The sequence below is a fragment of the Variovorax sp. CCNWLW225 genome (assembly GCF_037204045.1).
Classification (GTDB): Bacteria; Pseudomonadota; Gammaproteobacteria; order Burkholderiales; family Burkholderiaceae_C; genus Variovorax.
In genome coordinates this window covers 20,203-38,033 of sequence record NZ_JBBCBV010000005.1, presented here as the reverse complement: position 1 = coordinate 38,033, position 17,831 = coordinate 20,203, and the positions used below count along the sequence as shown (strand labels likewise).

Annotated in this window: 11 protein-coding genes and 1 pseudogene; 8 read left to right on the top strand and 4 right to left on the bottom strand. The window is 66.9% G+C overall.

All coding sequences use genetic code 11. The features are described from left to right. The first annotated feature begins 19 nt into the window (after nucleotides 1-19). Genes V9L20_RS11535 through V9L20_RS11525 form a run of 3 tightly spaced genes read left to right on the top strand, consistent with a single transcriptional unit; the run spans nucleotide 20 to nucleotide 7,817 of the window. On the top strand, nucleotides 20-3,127 hold the full coding sequence (locus V9L20_RS11535) for an efflux RND transporter permease subunit (RefSeq protein ID WP_337296700.1): 3,108 nt from the start codon (nucleotides 20-22) through the stop codon (nucleotides 3,125-3,127). Continuing rightward, on the top strand, nucleotides 3,124-6,366 hold the full coding sequence (locus V9L20_RS11530) for an efflux RND transporter permease subunit (RefSeq protein ID WP_258501445.1): 3,243 nt from the start codon (nucleotides 3,124-3,126) through the stop codon (nucleotides 6,364-6,366). Before V9L20_RS11535 ends, V9L20_RS11530 begins: the two co-directional genes overlap by 4 nt. 8 nt (nucleotides 6,367-6,374) lie before the next feature. Beyond that, on the top strand, nucleotides 6,375-7,817 hold the full coding sequence (locus tag V9L20_RS11525) for an efflux transporter outer membrane subunit (protein WP_337296699.1): 1,443 nt from the start codon (nucleotides 6,375-6,377) through the stop codon (nucleotides 7,815-7,817). An 11-nt stretch (nucleotides 7,818-7,828) separates the two neighbouring features. Here V9L20_RS11525 and V9L20_RS11520 read toward each other — a convergent pair whose 3' ends face one another. After that, nucleotides 7,829-8,194 (bottom strand): SPW repeat protein, encoded by a 366-nt coding sequence (locus V9L20_RS11520; protein ID WP_337296698.1) that lies wholly within the window; start codon nucleotides 8,192-8,194, stop codon nucleotides 7,829-7,831. A gap of 114 nt (nucleotides 8,195-8,308) precedes the next feature. Then, complete coding sequence (locus V9L20_RS11515; RefSeq protein WP_258501324.1) at nucleotides 8,309-9,175, bottom strand: MurR/RpiR family transcriptional regulator; 867 nt, start codon at nucleotides 9,173-9,175, stop codon at nucleotides 8,309-8,311. Between the two features lie 146 nt (nucleotides 9,176-9,321). Between V9L20_RS11515 and V9L20_RS11510 the strand changes: the two genes are divergently transcribed. From V9L20_RS11510 to V9L20_RS11495, 4 genes and pseudogenes are all read left to right on the top strand, one after another. Next, nucleotides 9,322-10,656, top strand: a complete 1,335-nt coding sequence (locus V9L20_RS11510) for an aspartate aminotransferase family protein (protein WP_337296697.1) — start codon at nucleotides 9,322-9,324, stop codon at nucleotides 10,654-10,656. A 59-nt stretch (nucleotides 10,657-10,715) separates the two neighbouring features. Then, nucleotides 10,716-11,631: pseudogene (locus tag V9L20_RS11505) on the top strand (transporter substrate-binding domain-containing protein). Nucleotides 11,632-11,644: 13 nt separating this feature from the next. Beyond that, nucleotides 11,645-12,310, top strand: a complete 666-nt coding sequence (locus tag V9L20_RS11500) for an aspartate/glutamate racemase family protein (RefSeq protein WP_337296695.1) — start codon at nucleotides 11,645-11,647, stop codon at nucleotides 12,308-12,310. Between the two features lie 81 nt (nucleotides 12,311-12,391). After that, nucleotides 12,392-13,216 (top strand): undecaprenyl-diphosphate phosphatase, encoded by an 825-nt coding sequence (locus V9L20_RS11495; RefSeq protein ID WP_337296694.1) that lies wholly within the window; start codon nucleotides 12,392-12,394, stop codon nucleotides 13,214-13,216. A gap of 3 nt (nucleotides 13,217-13,219) precedes the next feature. Here V9L20_RS11495 and V9L20_RS11490 read toward each other — a convergent pair whose 3' ends face one another. Together V9L20_RS11490 and V9L20_RS11485 are read right to left on the bottom strand one after the other, a co-directional pair. Next, nucleotides 13,220-13,903 (bottom strand): response regulator transcription factor, encoded by a 684-nt coding sequence (locus V9L20_RS11490; RefSeq protein ID WP_337296693.1) that lies wholly within the window; start codon nucleotides 13,901-13,903, stop codon nucleotides 13,220-13,222. Nucleotides 13,904-13,950: 47 nt separating this feature from the next. Then, nucleotides 13,951-15,735 (bottom strand): sensor histidine kinase, encoded by a 1,785-nt coding sequence (locus V9L20_RS11485; protein WP_337296692.1) that lies wholly within the window; start codon nucleotides 15,733-15,735, stop codon nucleotides 13,951-13,953. A gap of 821 nt (nucleotides 15,736-16,556) precedes the next feature. On the opposite strand from V9L20_RS11485, the gene V9L20_RS11480 reads away from it, so the two are divergent. Next, on the top strand, nucleotides 16,557-17,831 hold the full coding sequence (locus V9L20_RS11480; protein WP_337296691.1) for a YadA family autotransporter adhesin: 1,275 nt from the start codon (nucleotides 16,557-16,559) through the stop codon (nucleotides 17,829-17,831).

The window sequence follows — 17,831 nt, the reverse complement described above, 5'->3', positions numbered from 1 at the left end:
ACAAGCGAGCGCGTTCGCGATGAGCCCCTCACGCCCTTTTATCGATCGGCCGGTGGCCACGGCGCTGCTGATGGTGGCCATTGTGCTGGCCGGCTTCGTGGGCCTGCGGCTGCTGCCGCTGGCCGCGCTGCCGCAGGTCGACTACCCGACCATCCAGGTGCAGACCCTCTACCCCGGCGCCAGCCCCGAGGTGATGAGCCGCACCGTCACCGCGCCGCTGGAGCGCCAGTTCGGCCAGATGGCCGGGCTCAACCGCATGAGCTCCGTGAGCTCGGCGGGCGTGTCGATCGTCACGCTTCAGTTCGCGCTCGACCAGACGCTGGACGTGGCCGAGCAGCAGGTGCAGGCGGCCATCAACGCCGGCGGCTCGCTGCTGCCGGCCGACTTGCCGGCGCCGCCCGTGTATGCCAAGGTGAACCCGGCGGACGCGCCCATTCTCACGCTGGCCGTGAGCTCCGAAACCATGCCGCTCACCGAGGTGCAGAACCTCGTGAACACGCGGCTCGCGCAGAAGATCAGCCAGGTGAGCGGCGTGGGGCTGGTGTCGCTTTCGGGCGGGCAGCGGCCGGCGGTGCGTATCCAGGCGGACACCAACGCGCTGGCTTCGGTGGGCATTGGCCTGGACACGCTGCGCAGCGCCATCACCGCGGCCAATGCCAACAGCGCCAAGGGCAGCTTCGACGGACCGCGCAGGGCATACACCATCAACGCCAACGACCAGCTCGTGACGGCGGACGACTACAAGAATCTCATCGTCGCCTGGAAGAACGGCGCGCCGGTGCGCATGACCGACGTGGCGCGCGTGGTCGACGGCGCCGAGAACACGCAGCTGGGCGCCTGGGCCGCCTTGCGCGTGGGCGAGCGGGACCCCGTGCTGTACCCGGCCATCATCTTGAACGTGCAGCGCCAGCCCGGCGCCAACGTGATCGGCACGGTCGACGCCATCAAGAAGCAACTGCCCGAGCTCGAGGCCTCGCTGCCGGGCTCGCTGAAGGTGGAGGTGCTGAGCGACCGCACCACCGGCATCCGCGCGTCGGTCTCGCACGTGCAGCTCGAGCTCGGGCTGGCCGTGGTGATGGTGGTGCTGGTGATCTTCTTCTTCTTGCACAGCGTGCGCGCGACCATCATTGCAAGCCTTGCGGTGCCAATTTCGCTCATCGGCACCTGCGGGCTGATGTACCTGCTGGGCTACAGCCTCAACAACCTGAGCCTGATGGCGCTGACCATTGCCACGGGCTTCGTGGTCGACGATGCGATCGTGATGATCGAAAACATCGCGCGCTACCTGGAAGAGGGCGACCCGCCGTTCAAGGCCGCGCTCAAGGGCGCCACGCAAATCGGCTTCACCATCATCTCGCTCACCGTGTCGCTCATCGCGGTGCTGATTCCACTGCTGTTCATGGGCGACGTGGTGGGCCGGCTGTTCCGCGAGTTTGCCGTCACGCTGGCCATCACCATCCTGATTTCCGCCGTGGTGTCGCTCACGCTGGTGCCGATGATGTCGGCGCGCTGGCTCAAGCCGCAAGCCGAAGAGGGCGGGCGCTTCGGTGCCAGCGTGCAGCGCTTTTTCGACCGCGTGATCGCCCGCTACGACGTGTGGCTGCAATGGGTGCTGCGCCACCAGCCGCTGACGCTCGTGGTGGCGGTGGCCACGCTGGCGCTCACGGTGCTGCTCTACATGGTGATTCCGAAGGGGCTCTTTCCCACGCAGGACACCGGCCAGCTGCAGGCGCGCATCGAAGCCGCGCAAGACGTGTCGTACACCCGCATGGCCGAGCTGCAGCAGCAGGCCGCCAATGCCATCCTGGCCGACCCGGAGGTGGCCAGCGTGAGCTCCGTGGTGGGGGTGGACGCGGCCAACAACACGGCGCTGAACACCGGCAGCATGCTCATCAACATGAAGGCCGACCGGGGCAACCAGGAAGCCACCATGCAGCGCCTGCGCGAGAGGGTGCGCTCGGTGGCCGGCGTCACGCTGTACCTGCAGCCCACGCAAGACCTGACCATCGACGCCGAAACCGGCCCGACCGAATTCCGCGTATCGCTCGAAGGGGTGGACACCAATACGGTCGACACCTGGGCCCAAAAGCTCGTGGAGCGCTTGCGCTCCGAGCCGCTGGTGCGCAATGCCACCACCAATGCGGGCGCCAAGGGACTGGCCGCCTATGTCGACATCGACCGCAACACGGCGTCGCGCCTCTCCGTCACGGCCAGTTCGGTGGACGACACGCTCTACAGCGCATTCGGCCAGCGCATTGTCTCGACCATCTTCACCGAGACCAACCAGTACCGAGTGATCCTCGAAGCACAGCGCGAAGCGCTGGCCTCGCCGCAGCTCTTGGGCAACCTGCAGTTGCGCACCGGCAGCGGCGCGCCGACCACGCTGTCGTCGATTGCCACGGTGCGCGAGCAGTCCGCGCCGCTGCAGGTGACGCACGTGGCGCAGTACCCTGCGGCCACGGTGGGCTTCGACACGGCCGAGAACGTGGCGCTCGGGAAATCGGTGGCGGCCATTCGCGCGGCGGCAAAGGAAATCGGCATGCCGGCGAGCATGACGATGAGCTTCCTGGGTGCGGCGGGGGCCTACGAAAAGTCGCTCTCCAACCAGCTGTGGCTCATTCTGGCGGCGGTGGTGTGCGTGTACATCGTGCTGGGCGTGCTGTATGAGAGCTACATCCACCCGCTGACGATTCTCTCGACGCTGCCTTCGGCCGGCGTGGGCGCGTTGCTTGCGCTCATGGTCACGGGCAACGACCTGGGCGTGATCGGCATCATCGGCATCATCTTGCTGATCGGCATCGTGAAGAAGAACGCAATCATGATGATCGACTTTGCCATTGACGCCGAGCGTCGCGAGGGCAAGTCGCCGCAGGAGGCCATTCACCAGGCGGCTCTGCTGCGCTTCCGGCCCATTCTGATGACGACGCTGGCGGCGCTTTTTGCAGCGCTGCCGTTGATGTTCGGCTGGGGCGAGGGCGCAGAGCTGCGCCGGCCGCTGGGCCTGGCCATCTTCGGCGGCCTGGTGGTGAGCCAGGTGCTCACGCTGTTCACCACGCCGGTGGTGTACCTGGCCTTTGACCGCATGGGCCGCCGATTCGGGCGCAAGCGGGAGGCTGTGGCCGAATGAACCTCTCCAGGCCTTTCGTCGAACGCCCGATCGCCACGGTCTTGTTGACCGTCGGCATCGCGCTGGCCGGGATTGCGGCGTTCTTCGTGCTGCCTGTGTCGCCGCTGCCGCAGGTCGACTTTCCGACCATTTCGGTGACCGCCAGTCTCGCGGGTGCGAGCCCGAGCACCATGGCGTCGAGCGTTGCCACGCCGCTGGAGCGGCGGTTGGGCGTAATTGCTGGCGTGAACGAGCTCACCTCGACCAGCTCGAACGGCTCGACCCGCATCAGCCTGCAGTTCGACCTGAAGCGCAACATCGACAGCGCCGCGCGCGAGGTGCAGGCGGCCATCAACGCGGCGCGGGCCGACCTGCCTGCCACGCTGCGCAGCAACCCGACCTACCGCAAGCGCAACCCGACGGCTGCTCCCATCGCGATTCTTGCGCTCACCTCCAAGACGCGCACGCCGGGGCAGATCTACGAGGCCGTGTCCAACATCGTGAGCCAGAAGCTCTCGCAGGTGGAAGGCGTGGGCGAGGTCGAGATCGGCGGAGGCTCGCTGCCGGCCGTGCGGGTGGAGCTCGAACCCTTCTCGCTCAACCGCTTCGGCATCAGCAGCGAAGACGTGCGCGCCGCCATCCAGGCCAACAACGCCAACCGGCCCAAGGGCGCGATCGAGAACGATGACCGCCGACTGCAGATCTACACGCCCTCGCCGGGCCGCCACGCGGTGGAATACCGCGACATGGTCATTGCCTGGCGCAACGGCGCGGCCGTACGGCTGGGCGACGTGGCGCGGGTGATCGACAGCGTGGAGAACACGCGCACGCTGGGCCTCTTCAACGGGCAGCCGGCGGTGATCGTGCTGGTGACGCAGGAGCCCGGCGCCAACATCATCGAAACCGTGGATGGCGTGCGCGAACTGCTGCCCGAGCTGCGCGCGCAGCTGCCGCAGGACATCGAGGTGCAGGTGGCTTCCGACCGCACCAACTCCATCCGCGCCTCGCTGCGCGAGATCGAGGCCACGCTCATGATCTCCATTGCGCTGGTGGTGCTGGTGGTCGGCCTCTTTTTGCGCAAGGCGCGCGCCACCATCATCCCTGCGGTGGCCACGGTGGTGTCGTTGCTCGGCACCTTCGGGGTGATGCACCTGCTGGGCTACAGCCTCAACAACCTGAGCCTGATGGCGCTCACCGTGGCAACGGGCTTCGTGGTGGACGACGCCATCGTGGTGCTCGAAAACACCAGCCGCCACATCGAGGCCGGCATGGGCCGCGTGGAGGCTGCGCTGCGCGGTGCGCGCGAGGTGGGCTTTACCGTGCTGTCGATCAGCCTCTCGCTGGTGGCGGTGTTCATTCCGCTGCTGTTCATGGACGGGCAGATCGGCCGGCTGTTCCGCGAATTCGCGGTCACGCTGTCGGTGTCAGTGCTGATCTCGCTGGTCATATCGCTCACCACCACGCCCATGCTCTGCGCCATGCTGCTCAAGCCCGAGGAGCCCAATGCCAAGCCGCCGGGGCGCTTGGCGCGCATGTCGGAAGGCGTGTACCAGTGGAGCCTGCGCACCTATGCCCACAGCCTCGACTGGGCGCTCGCGAGCAAGGCCGTGGTCATGGTGGTGCTGCTGGCCGTGGTCGGCCTGAACTTCTACCTGTTTGCCGCCATTCCCAAGGGCTACTTCCCCGAGCAGGACAACGGACAGCTGAATGCGGGCCTGCGCGCGGACCAGAGCATTTCATCGGTGGCACTGAGCGAAAAGCTGCGCCAGGCGGTCGACATCATTCACAAGGACCCGGCGGTCGATTCCGTGGTGGGCTTTGCGGGCGGCAGCCGCTCGGGTGGCGGTTTCATGTTCGTCAATCTCAAGCCGCTGTCGCAGCGCACCGAAAAGACCGCGGCGGTCGTCAACCGGCTGCGGCCGCAGCTCAACCAGCTGACCGGCCTGCGCGTTTTCCTGAGCCCGGTGCAAGACCTGCGCATGGGCGGGCGTTCGAGCAATTCGACCTACCAGTACACGCTGAAGGGCGACAACCTTGCCGACCTGCGCACCTGGACTGCGAAGCTGGCCGACCGGCTGCGCCAGGAAACCGCGCTCACCGACGTGGACAGCGACCAGGCCGACAACGGGGTGGAAACCTTCGTCGACGTGGACCGCGACAGCGCCGCGCGGCTGGGCGTGACCTCGAGCGCGGTCGACAACGCGCTCTACAACGCCTACGGCCAGCGCTCGGTTGCCACCATCTACGACGAGCTCAACCAGTATTCCGTCATCATGGAATGGGCCCCGCGCTACCAGCGCGCGCCCGTGGTGCTGAAGGACCTGTACGTGCCTTCGACGCTCACCACCAGCACCACCGCGAGCGGCGCCACCACCGTGAGCTCGCTGGCCAACACCACCGACGCGAGCACCGGCACATCGACCACCACGTCGGCCAACCCGGGGCTGCGTACCGCTTCCACCGGCCAGGCGCTGGCGGCCAACACCACGCTCATGGTGCCGCTCTCGGCCATTGCCAAGGTGAGCGAGCGGGCGGTGCCCAGCTCCATCGACCACCAGGACACCGAGCTCGCGAGCACCGTCTCGTTCAACCTGGGCGAGGGCGTCACGCTGCAGGATGCGCGGCGCATCGTCGCGCAGGCCGAGGCGGACATTGCCATGCCTGTGAATGTGCGCGGCAGCTTCCAGGGCACGGCGCTGGCGGCGCAGCAATCGCAGGGGCAGCAGCTGGCGCTCATCGTGGCGGCCATCGTGGTCATCTACATCGTGCTGGGCGTGCTTTATGAAAGCCTGATCCACCCGATCACCGTGCTCACCACGCTGCCTTCTGCGGGCGTGGGCGCGGTGCTGGCGCTGCTGCTGTTCCGCATGGAGTTTTCGATCATTGCGCTGATCGGGCTCTTTCTACTGATCGGCATCGTGAAGAAGAACGCGATCCTGATCATCGACTTTGCGCTCGAGGCCGAGCGTGCGCGCGGCATTTCGGCCGTGGAAGCGGTGCGCGAGGCCTGCCTGCTGCGCTTCCGGCCGATTCTCATGACCACGCTGGCCGCCGCGCTCGGCGCACTGCCGCTGGCCATCGGCTTCGGCCAGGGCTCCGAGCTGCGCCAGCCGCTGGGCGTCGCGATCATCGGCGGCCTGGTGGCGAGCCAACTGCTTACGCTGCTGACAACGCCTGTGGTCTATGTGCTGCTCGACAAGCTTCGCCGGCGCTCCGGCAACGAGCGCCACCTGAGCCGCGCCGCAAGCTCGCCGACATGAACAGAAGAATGAACGAACCTGCCATGAAACAACGACCACGCATTCGCTCGCATCTGCCCGGCAGGCTGTCCGCACTCGTGTTGGCCGCCATGGTGGCCGGCTGCGCCGTAGGCCCGACGTACCAGGTGCCAAGCTCGGCCGCTCCTGTCGAATGGAAAGAGCAGAAGGCCGCCGAAGGCTGGCTGCCCGCCGCGCCGGCCGACGCGCTCGACCGCGGCGAATGGTGGAAGCTTTTCGGCGATGCGACGCTCGACGAGCTGGCTGCCCGCGTGCAGGTGTCGAACCAGAACATTGCCGCGGCCGTGGCCAACTACGCGCAGGCCCAGGCACTGGTGCGCGGAGAGCGCGCCGCGCTGTTCCCGACGGTGTCGCTCGACGGCAGCGGCAGGCGGAGCGGCAACGCCGGCAGCACCAGCAACGCAAGCAGCACTTTTGCCGCAACGCTGGGTGTCGACTGGGCGCCCGATGTGTGGGGCCGGCTGCGGCAGGCCGTGAGCAGCGCGCAGGCCAGTGCAGAGGCCAGCGAGGCCGATCTTGCTTCGGCGCGACTCTCGGCCATTGGCGACCTGGCCACCAACTACTTCTCGCTGCGCGAAACCGATGCCGAGATCGTGCTGCTCGACCAGACCATCGAGGGCTACCAGCGTGCCTTCGAGATCACGAACAACCGCTACAAGGCCGGCATTGCCGCGCAGACCGACGTGCTGCAGGCACAGACCCAGCTCGTGAGCGCCCAGGCTGAGCGTGTGGGCCTGCAGCGCACCCGCGCCACGCTGGAGCACGCCATCGCCATGCTGGTGGGCGTGGCGCCGGCCGACTTCAGCCTGCCCGCGGCGCAGTGGACGCCCACGGTACCGGGGATTCCGACCGGCGTGCCATCGACGCTGCTGCAGCGCCGGCCCGACATCGCGGCGGCCGAGCGCGCGGTGGCGGCCGCCAATGCGCAGATCGGCATTGCGCGCTCGGCGTACTTTCCCAACTTTGGGCTCAGCGCCTCGGTGGGCGGCAACGCAAGCCGCGTGAAAGACCTGTTCAATGCATCCAACACGCTGTGGGCGCTCGGCCTTTCGGTGGCGCAGGTGGTGTTCGACGCAGGCGCCATCGGTGCGAGCGTCGATTCGGCCAAGGCGGGCCACGAAGCCAGCGTGGCGCGTTACCGGCAGACGGTGCTCACCGCTTTCCAGGCCGTGGAAGACCAGCTGACCGCCGGTGCCGCACTGGCGCAGCAGGAAGGCCTGCGGCGCGAAGCCTCGGCCGCGGCCGACAAGACCGAGCAGCAGTTGCTCAACCGCTATCGCGCCGGCCAGGTCAGCTACACCGAGGTGGTCACTGCGCAGGCAGCCGCGTTGAACGCACGCCGCACGCTGGTGCAGCTGCTTGTAAATCGCCAGACCGCCGCAGTGGCGCTCATCCAAGCCCTCGGCGGCGGCTGGCAGGCAGGGGCAACGTAGTCAACGTGCCTTCAGTGCGCGTGACGGTCCATCGACCCGCCCAGGTAGTCCTTGTCGGTCACAAGCACCCAGAGCGCAAGCACCAGGATGGCCGCGGACACGAGCACCGCGTTGACCATTGCGTTCTCGACGGTGGCAAAGCCGAGTACCCAGGGGGATACGGCCAGCCAGATGGCGAGCGCGCCTTCGGTCCACTCTTCCCAGGCACGGGGAACCAGGGTCGCCCCCAGCGCCACGGCGCCCAGTGCGATACCGGTCGCTACCGTGCTCCACATCGCGAAGGTCACGTCCTGGAAACCCAGGACCCAGGGCGAGACGATCAGCCACACACCCAGAACGATGTTGACCGGGTCTTGCCAGTGTTTCACTTGCTTCATGGTCATTACCTCCTGTCGCAACACAAAGCTGCGACAGCTGTTTGACCGGGCGGTTCTGGCCGGGTTCCGCAATGCGGCACCGCAGCATGCGATTGGTTGGCCATACCTATTTTTTTAGCTACCGCGCGCCACCGGCGGCACGAGGTACGCGCCTGATTCGAACAACTGCGCCTCCGCCTGGTCGATGCGCCGGATCACCGGCTTGCCCGCGCGGCTCGCGAGCAGTTCGACCAGTGCCTCTGTCACGGCCACGCCGGCCGCCACCGAGGGAAAGAACGAGGGGCTGTTGATCGTGAAGAGCAGCGTTTCGTCCGCCAGCAGCGAAAGCGGCGAAGCCACGCTGTCGGTAATGGCAACGATGCGGCAGCCCGCCGCCTTGGCCGCCTCCGTCACCTGCAGCGCCTCGCGCGAGTAGGGCATGAAGCTGGCCACCACAAGCGCATCGCCCTTGGCAAAGGCGCGCTGCTGCATTTCGAGCGAGCCGCCCTGGCCGTCGACCAGGTGCACGCTGGCGCGGAAGAGCCGGTACACGTAGACGAACGAGAACGCGATCGGAAAGCAGGCCCTGAACCCCGCCGCGTGCACCGCGGGCGCCTTCTCGATCAATGCGCAGGCCTTTTGCAGCGCCTGCTCGCTCTGCTGGTGCGTGGCCTCCAGGTTGCGGCGCTGCACTTCGAACATCTCGCCCGTGAGGCTCCTGTCCTGCGCGCGGCCGATGAGCTGCTTGGCGCGCCCGCCGTAAGTTTCGGTGCCCAGGCCCATGTCGCCGGCAAAGGCTTCCTTCAGCTGCGGCCAGCCCGCATAGCCCAGGTGCTGCGCAAAGCGCACCAGCGTGGCGGGCGTGCTTTGCGCGCGCGTGCCCACGTTGCGCATCGAGGTGGTCACCACTTCGTTCGGATGGTCGAGCACATAGCGCGCCACCTGCTGCAAGGCGGGGCTCAGTTCGTTGAAACGCTGGCGGATCTGGTCTCTGGCGCCCATGGCGGTGTCTCTTTGGCAGCTGCTGTTGGAACGAATGTACCGGACATGGAACGACGGAACGGTTGACGGAACAAATGTTCCAAACAATAATCCGTCGAAACGTTAGTTCCAAACGCGAATCCGCCATCTTGCTGCCACCCGCCACCATGACGCACGTCTTTCATCGCCACCTTCGCCACAGCCCGCCGGTTGCCGCGGGCTCCAAGGGCATGTTCATCCGCGACGCCGAAGGGCGCGAATACCTCGACGCATCGGGCGGCGCAGCCGTGTCTTCGCTCGGCCATGCGCACCCCGAAGTGCTGGCTGCCATGCACGCGCAGCTCGACAAGCTGGCGTACGCGCACACCAGCTTCTTCACCAGCGAGGTGGCAGAGCAGTTGGCCGACGAGCTGATTTCCTCGGCGCCCGAAGGCATGAGCCATGTGTACCTGGTGAGCGGCGGCTCCGAGGCGGTGGAGGCGGCGCTGAAGATGGCGCGGCAGTACTTCGTAGAGATTGGCCAGCCGCAGCGCACGCACTTCATCGCGCGCCGCCAGAGCTACCACGGCAACACGCTGGGCGCGCTTGCGGTGGGCGGCAATGCGTGGCGCCGCGAACCGTTCGCGCCCATTCTGGTGCCGGCCACGCACGTCGCGCCGTGCTACCCGTACCGCGAGCAACGCGCCGATGAAAGCGCCGAGCAATACGGCCTGCGCCTCGCGGCCGAGCTCGAGACTGCCATCGTCGCGCAGGGCGCTGATCGCGTGATCGCCTTCGTGGCTGAAACAGTGGGCGGCGCCACGGCCGGCGTGCTCACGCCGGTGCCGGGCTACTTCAAGGCGGTGCGCGCGGTGTGCGACAAATACGGCGTGCTGCTCATCCTCGACGAAGTGATGTGCGGCATGGGCCGCACCGGAACGCTGCACGCCTGCGAGCAGGAGGGCGTGGTGCCCGACCTCATGACCATTGCCAAGGGCCTTGGCGGTGGCTACCAGCCGATTGGCGCGGTGCTGGCGCAGCGAAAGATCGTCGATGCCATGTCGAAGGGCAGCGGCTTTTTCCGGCACGGCCATACCTACCTCGGCCATCCGATGGCCTGCGCGGCGGCGCTCGCGGTGCAGCAGGTGATCCGGCGCGACGGCCTCGTTGCCAAGGTGCGCGACGACGGCGTGGCGTTCGGCGCCATGCTGGCCGAGGCGCTCGGCGGCCACCCGCATGTCGGCGACATCCGCGGTCGCGGCTTTTTCTGGGGCATCGAGCTCGTGGCCGACCGTGCGAGCAAGGCACCGTTCGATCCGTCCTTGAAGGTCAACGCAGCCATCAAGAAAGACGCCATGGCGCGCGGCCTGCTGTGCTACCCCTTCGGCGGCACCGTAGATGGCCGACAGGGCGACCACGTGCTGCTCGCGCCGCCTTTTATCGCCACGCGGCAAGACCTGCGGGAAATCGCCGCCCGCCTCGCGGCTTCCATCGATGCGGTGACGAGCGCCGCCGCGCGCTGACGACCGCTCTCGAATTTCTTTCGCTGTTTTTTTCAACCGCCGTTCCGAGGAGCGCTTCCATGCCCAAGCTTCGTCTGCCGATTCCCTTCGGTGCTGCCGCTCTCGCGGTGGCCTTCGCCCTGTTGTTGCCGCATACGGCCGCGCGGGCCCAGGACAACAACGACACGCTCGCCAAGATCAAGGCGAGCGGCGCCATCACCTTCGGGTACCGCGAGTCGTCGTTCGGCTTCTCCTACCTCGACGGCGCCCTGAAGCCCGTGGGCTACAGCATCGAGATCTGCAACCGCATCGTCGAAGCGGTGAAGAGCGAGCTGAAGCTGCCGGCCATCGAGATCAAATACCAGGCCGTGACCTCGGCCAACCGCATTCCGCTGGTGCAGAACGGCACGATCGACATCGAGTGCGGCTCCACCACCAACCTGGTCGAGCGCCAGAAGCAGGTGGCGTTTTCACCGGACATCTTCCGCTACAACGTGCGCATGCTGGTCAAGGCCGATTCAGGCATCAAGAGCATTGCCGACCTGCAGGGCAAGACGGTGGTTACCACCACGGGCACCACGTCGTTCCGCCTGCTGCGCGAGGCCGACAAGGGCCGCAACCTCGAGGTGAACAACCTCGGCGGCAAGGACCACAGCGATTCGTTCCTGCTGGTGGAAAGCGGCAGGGCGCAGGCCTTTGTGCTCGACGACATCCTGCTGGCCGGGCAGATTGCGAACGCGCGCAACCCGAAGGACTTTGTCATTACCGGCGAGAGCCTGCGCAGAGAACCAGTCGCTCATGTTCCGCAAGGACGACCCGGCCTTCAAGGCGCTGGTCGACCGCGTGGTGTCGGGCATGATGAAGTCGGGCGAAATGGAAAAGCTCTACAGCAAGTGGTTCATGTCGCCGATTCCGCCCAAGGGCATCAACATCAACTATCCGCTCAACGCCGAGACGAAGGAGGCCTTTGCCAACCCGTCGTCCAAGGGCATCTGACGATTCCTGCCGCATGATCCGCATCGCCCTGATCCACGCGCTTTCTCATTCGGTTGCGCCCATCAACGCCGCCTTCGAGCGCGATTGGCCCGAGGCCGAGCGCATGAACCTGCTGGACGACAGCCTCTCGGCCGACCTGGCACGCGGAGGCCGGGGGCTCGACGCCGCGATGCACGAGCGCTTTCAGCGGCTTGCGCAGTACGCGGTCGACACCGGCGCGCGGGGCATTCTCTTCACCTGTTCGGCCTTCGGCCCATGCATCGAGGCGGTAGCAAAGCGGCACGCGGGCATTCCGGTGCTCAAGCCCAACGAGGCGATGGTGGCCGAGGCCGTGCAGGCGCAAGGCCAAGGGCAGGGCCGGCTCGGCCTCATTGCAACCTTCGCAGCCACGCTGGCGTCGGTGCCGCCCGAGTTTCCGCCCGGCTTCGCTTTGGAGCCCGCCTTGGCCGAAGGCGCGCTCGACGCGTTGAATGCCGGCGATACGGCGCGGCACGACGCCCTGATTGCCGCGCAGGCACTGGCCCTGCGCGAGCGCGGCTGCACGCGCATTGCGCTCGCACAGTTCAGCATGGCGCGCGCCCGTGCCGCCTGCGAGCAAGCCAGCGGCCTGCCGGTGCTCACCACCGTAGACAGCGCCGTGCGAGCGCTGCGGGCGCGCTCCGGGCAGGGCCGCCGATAAAAGCCCGCAGCCGCACGGGGCCGCCTGAACCCGGCCTGACTCGATGCCTCGCCATAATTGGCGCTCTTTAAAGGAGTAAGCGTGGACATCGTTTTGCTGGTGAAGGCCGCTGTCATGGGCATCGTCGAGGGGCTGACAGAGTTTCTGCCGATCTCGTCGACCGGGCATCTGATTCTTGCGGGCTCGCTGCTCGGCTTCGACGACGCCAAGGCCAAGGTGTTCGACATTGCCATTCAGACGGGCGCGATCTTCGCGGTGATCCTGGTGTACTGGCAGAAGATTCACTCCACCGTGGTGGCGCTGCCGCGGCAGCCCAAGGCCAGGCGCCTGGCCATCAACGTGGTGCTCGGCTTTCTTCCCGCCGTGGTGCTGGGCCTGATTTTCGGCAAGATGATCAAGGCGCATCTCTTCACCCCGGTGGTCGTGGCAAGTACTTTCATCATCGGCGGCTTCATCATCCTATGGGCCGAGAAGCGGCCGCCCGGTTCGGTGCGCATCGAGCATGTCGACGACATGACGACGTGGGACGCCCTCAAGGTGGGCTTGGTGCAGTGCTTTGCAATGATTCCGGGCACCAGCCGCAGCGGTTCGACCATCATCGGCGGCATGCTGCTGGGCCTCTCGCGCCAGGCGGCCACCGATTTTTCGTTCTTCCTGGCCATTCCGACGCTCATCGGCGCCGGGGCCTACAGCCTCTACAAGGAGCGCGCGCTGCTGTCGGTGGCCGACATTCCGCTGTTCTCGGTGGGGCTGGTGTTTTCGTTTTTGAGCGCGTGGCTCTGCGTGCGCTGGCTGCTGCGGTACATCAGCACGCACAACTTCATTCCCTTTGCGTGGTACCGCATCGCCTTCGGCATCGTGGTGCTGGCCACGGCGTGGACCGGCATGGTGGTCTGGGCGGAGTAAGCCTTAGCGCGAAAAGGAATCTTCGCCGCCCGCGTGCGCCGTCTCGGCCCGCGAGCCGAGCGCCAACTTCCTGTAGATGCCCTTGGTGCGGCGCTCCAACGCCAGCTTGGGCGCCGAAAGCGTTTCGGCAATGTCGCTGTAGCTGCGCCCCTGCACCACCAGCTCGAGCATCTTGCGTTCGCGCAGCGACAGCGTCGTGTCCGAATCGGCCGGTGAATCGGCCGCGTGACTCGAGTCCCACGCCAGGATGCGCCGCGCAATGGCTGCGTCGATCGGCGCGCCGCCTTGCTCGATGCTGCGCAGGCCGATGCTGAGCTCGAGATCGTCGCGCTCCTTCAGCAGGTAGGCCACCGCGCCGGCGCGCAGCGCTGAAAAAATGGTTTCGTCGGTGCGCTTCGCGGAAACCGCGACGGCGGGCACTTTCGGTTGGTGGGCCTGCAGCCAGTCGATGAGTTCGATACCGCTGCCATCGGGCAAGCCGATGTCAACAAGAGCCACACCAAAACGCTGGCTCTCGAGCAGTTGCATGGCCGTCTCACCGCTCTCGGTCCAGACGATCTGGGGCTCGTCGCATCCGAGCGTCGACAGGATGTAGCGAAAACGTTCCTGCATCGACGGATCGTTTTCGACGACGAGCGTCGGACTCAGAGAAACGGCTTCAACGGCTTCCGGGTAGGAAGTTGACATTTGCTCGACATTTTGAAGCTGGGGCCGATGAACTGGGACGTTTTTACTTATTCTCGTCCATTGTTACCGATGATTGCAATTTGTATCGCCCCGTTTATTCCCGTCTTGACAGGCATGCGCAGCGCGAGCTGAGTGGCACCTGGGCGAGACTCCAGCCGAAGCTCGGCGCCCAGCCTGCGGGCGCGTGCGTGCAGGCTGCGCAGACCCGAGCCGCCGCCCTTGGCAGCGTCTGCCACGACAAAGCCTTGGCCGTCGTCGCGCACGTCGAGTTGCAGGTCGGCGCCGGCGCAGGTTACGGCCACATCCACACGCCGGCCGCCGCTGTGCTTGAGGGTGTTCGTCAGCGCCTCCTGCAAAAAGCGCAGCAGGTCGAGGCTTTGCGAGGGCGGCAGCTCGAGCGTCTCGATGCCTGACACCTGCCACCGGCAGTCGATGCCGTTGGCGTCGAGCAGCTGCGAAGTGCGATGCCGCAGGGGCGCGAGCAGCTCGCCGAACGCGCGTGCACCGTCGTGCCGGCCCGTGGCGTCGATGATGAGCCGCAAGTCGTCGCGCAGGCTCTTGAGCATGGCGAGAAGGGCCGGTGCCGAAAGCTCCTCCGGCCTGCGCTCGAGCGTTGCAATGCTGCCGACCAGCATGCCGCCCAGGCCGTCGTGCAGGTCGCTCGCAAGATTGACGCGCTCGCCGATGCGCGCATGCGCGAGCTCCAGCGCGTGCTGCTGCGCAAGCGTGGCGGCCAGCTCCGACTTGGCGGCGTTCACTTCTTCGATCAGCTCGGTGTTGAAGTTCTCGATGCGCTTCAGGCTGCTCACGAAGCGGCCGGCCTGCGTCAGCGCCATGCCCAGCAGCAAGCCATATGAGGACATGGTCGTGTAGTAGATGTTGCTGTCGATCACCTGGGTGAACACCAGCAGGTCGTGAGCGCCGGTTACCGCCGACAGTGCCATGAAGGGCGCAAGCGAACGCATGGGGCTGCCCCGGTGCCGCGCGGCGTGAACCAGCGAGGCGCTGTTCACGGCAATGATCGTGAGGCCGCCTACCAGCGTCCAGAGGGCGCGGTGGGTGACCAGGTTCGCGGAACCGGCAAGCCACAGGTCGAGCACGCCGGCCACCGCGACCAGCAGCGCAAAGCCTTCCAGGCGCGGCATGCGGCGCTCGCAGAAGCGCAGCGCAAAAACGGCATAAGACACGCTGAACAGAAGCAGCAGCGAGGTGTTCGACGCCTGCCAGCTGTGGTTGCTCGCAAAAGGCCAGGGGCTGGTCGCGATCTGGTTGTAGCCGAACAGCAGCCACAGCACCGACATCAAAGCAAACCAGCCATAGGCCGTTTCGCGCCGCCGCAATAGCCAAAGCGCAGCGAAGAAGGCCGACACCGCCGCGCTCACCGCCAGGCCGAGCATCTGGAGATCGCGGCGCAAGAGACGCTCATGCCCGTATGCCGCCTGCATGGCCGCCGGCGGACCGAGGCTGACCGGACCGAGGCCTGCCTGATAGGCCGAAAGGCCCGAAACCCGTATCAGCAGCGTGTTGCGGCCCGTCTGCAGCAGCGGTGGGGCCAGCAGCCAGTAGCGCGGGCTGTTCCAGGCGCGGGTAAGCGGCTCGACCAGGCTCTCGTCGCGCCAGATGGGTGTGCCGTTGAGCGACACCGCACCGGCCATGTTGAGGTAGTGCAGCAGCAAGCCGGTTTCGGCTACTTGCGTGGGCTGGTTCCAGGTCAACCGGTACCAGACCACGCCGTCGAAGCCGGGCCAGCGCGCGGCCCAGCTGTCGGGCAGGGTGACGGGGGCCCAGCCGTCGGCCGGAGGTGCGGCCTCGTTCCATCCAGTGCCGCGCACCGCTTCTACGTGGATATCAGGCGAGGGCTGCGCTACGGCGGAGCCGGCCGCCAAGAGAAGCACGCATGCGCCGATCAGCTTGCAAAACCATGCCTTCGGTCCCGACAAGCGGCGGCCTCGGTGCGCAAACGGAAGGCCAGCCTGCAGCGCAGCTTCTTCATCAGGCATTTCATTTACCAATTTTCGGGGATGGCCTAGTAGAGACCGAAAACACACACTTTGTCTCTATTGTTTTGTTTGCTTTCAAGAAAGAAGAAGCCATGGCATTCCCGACCCGCGCTGCCGTTGCGCACCAAGTACAGCGCAAAAAGCCGAACAGAAAAGGGCTGGCGCGGGGAGCGCTTGGGCATCTGCCAGCCCTTTCGCTGCTGTGTGCGAGCAGCGCTTTCGCGGCCGGATTTGTCGATGGCTCCGCAGGCAATGTCGGGCCCGGAACCATCAACGGAACGGCGGGAACGGGAGGCGCTGCGGCCAGTGTCTCGGGAGACGGGGCCACCGCACTTGGTGCGGGCGGCGATGGCGGCGTAGGAACGGCCGGTGGCACCGGCGGTACGGGCGGGGCGGGGGCCAGCGCAACTGCGAACGGGGCAACGGCCATCGGAGGCGGAGGAACCGGCGCGCTCGGCGGGGCGGGGGGAACGGGGGGCACAGGGGGGCGCGGGGCCCAAGCCTCGGCGAGCGGTGCGATTGCGCTCGGCGCGGGAAGCGTGGGCCCCGAGGCTTGCTGCCTCGACACCGGCCCGACAGGTGGCAGCGGGGCCCAGGCCTCGGGCACTGCCGCGATCGCCATCGGGAGCGCTTCAGGGACCAGCCAAGGCGCCGTGGCATCCGGCAGCGGCAGCACTGCGATCGGTGGCGCCAACGGCGTAGCCTCGGGCGCGGCCGCATTGGCCACGGGTAGCGTGGCGATGGGTTCCGGCAGCCGGGTCGCAAGCGGCGCGAACGGCAGCGTGGCCATCGGCGCGAATTCTGTCGCTACGGCGGCCAACACGGTGTCTTTCGGGAGCGCGGGCCAGACGCGCGGCCTGGTCAACGTGAGCGCCGGAGCGGTGACCGCCGCAAGCACCGATGCAGTCAACGGCAGCCAGCTGTACACCGTGCAGCAGACAGCCAACACGGCGGTATCCGCAGCCTCGGCCGCACAAGGCACGGCCGACTCCGCGCTCGGCCTGGCGCAGAACTCGGCGCAGTACGGCGCGGGCGGCACTTCGCTGCAACTCAATGCCAACGGCGGCGCCGGCACCACCATCAGCAACGTCGGTGCGGGCCAGGTGGCAACCGATGCCGCCAATGTGGGCCAGGTGCAGCAGGCTCAGCAGACCGCCATCACCACGGCAAACAACTTCACCGTTCAGCAGGTCACGGCATTGCAGGCCTTGATGAACCAGGCACTGTCCAGCGGGGTCTGCGCAGTGGGAGCGGGCGGCGCCGTGGCCTGCGGGCCTGGAGCGGGCGCTAGCGGTGCCGGCAGCACGTCGATGGGCACCAATGCACAGGCCAATGGCCAGGACACCGTGGCCGTCGGCAACGGTGCACAAGCCAGCCATGCGGGTTCGGTAGCCATTGGTGCCGGCGCCAGGGCGCTGGCAGACCCCACCACGGCCGTCGGCAACAACGCGGTGGCCACGGGCAACAACGCCGTGGCGCTGGGGGCCAACACGCTGGCATCGGGCAGCAACGCGGTCGCGCTGGGCCAGGGGTCGGTGGCCGACCGTGACAACACCGTGTCGGTGGGCAACGCCGCCACCGGTCTGTTGCGCAGCATTGCGAACGTCGCGCCCGGCCTGCTGGGCACCGACGCCGTCAACGTCAACCAGCTGCAGCAGGCGGTGAGCAACGCGACCAGCCAGGCCAACGCTTTTGCAGCCCAGGGCGTTGCGGCCGCACTGGCCATGCCTTCGATGCCGACCTTGGCCGTGGGCAAGAAATGGATGGGGGCCGCCATGGGCAACTACGCCGGAGCTTCGGCCGTCGGCTTCGCTTTCGGCTATCAGATCAGCGACAACTTCAACCTGGGGCTGGGTGTTTCCACCGCAACCAACAGCGGCAGCAGCAGCCGCATTGCAGCCCGCGTGCAGGCGGGCTACGCCTGGTAA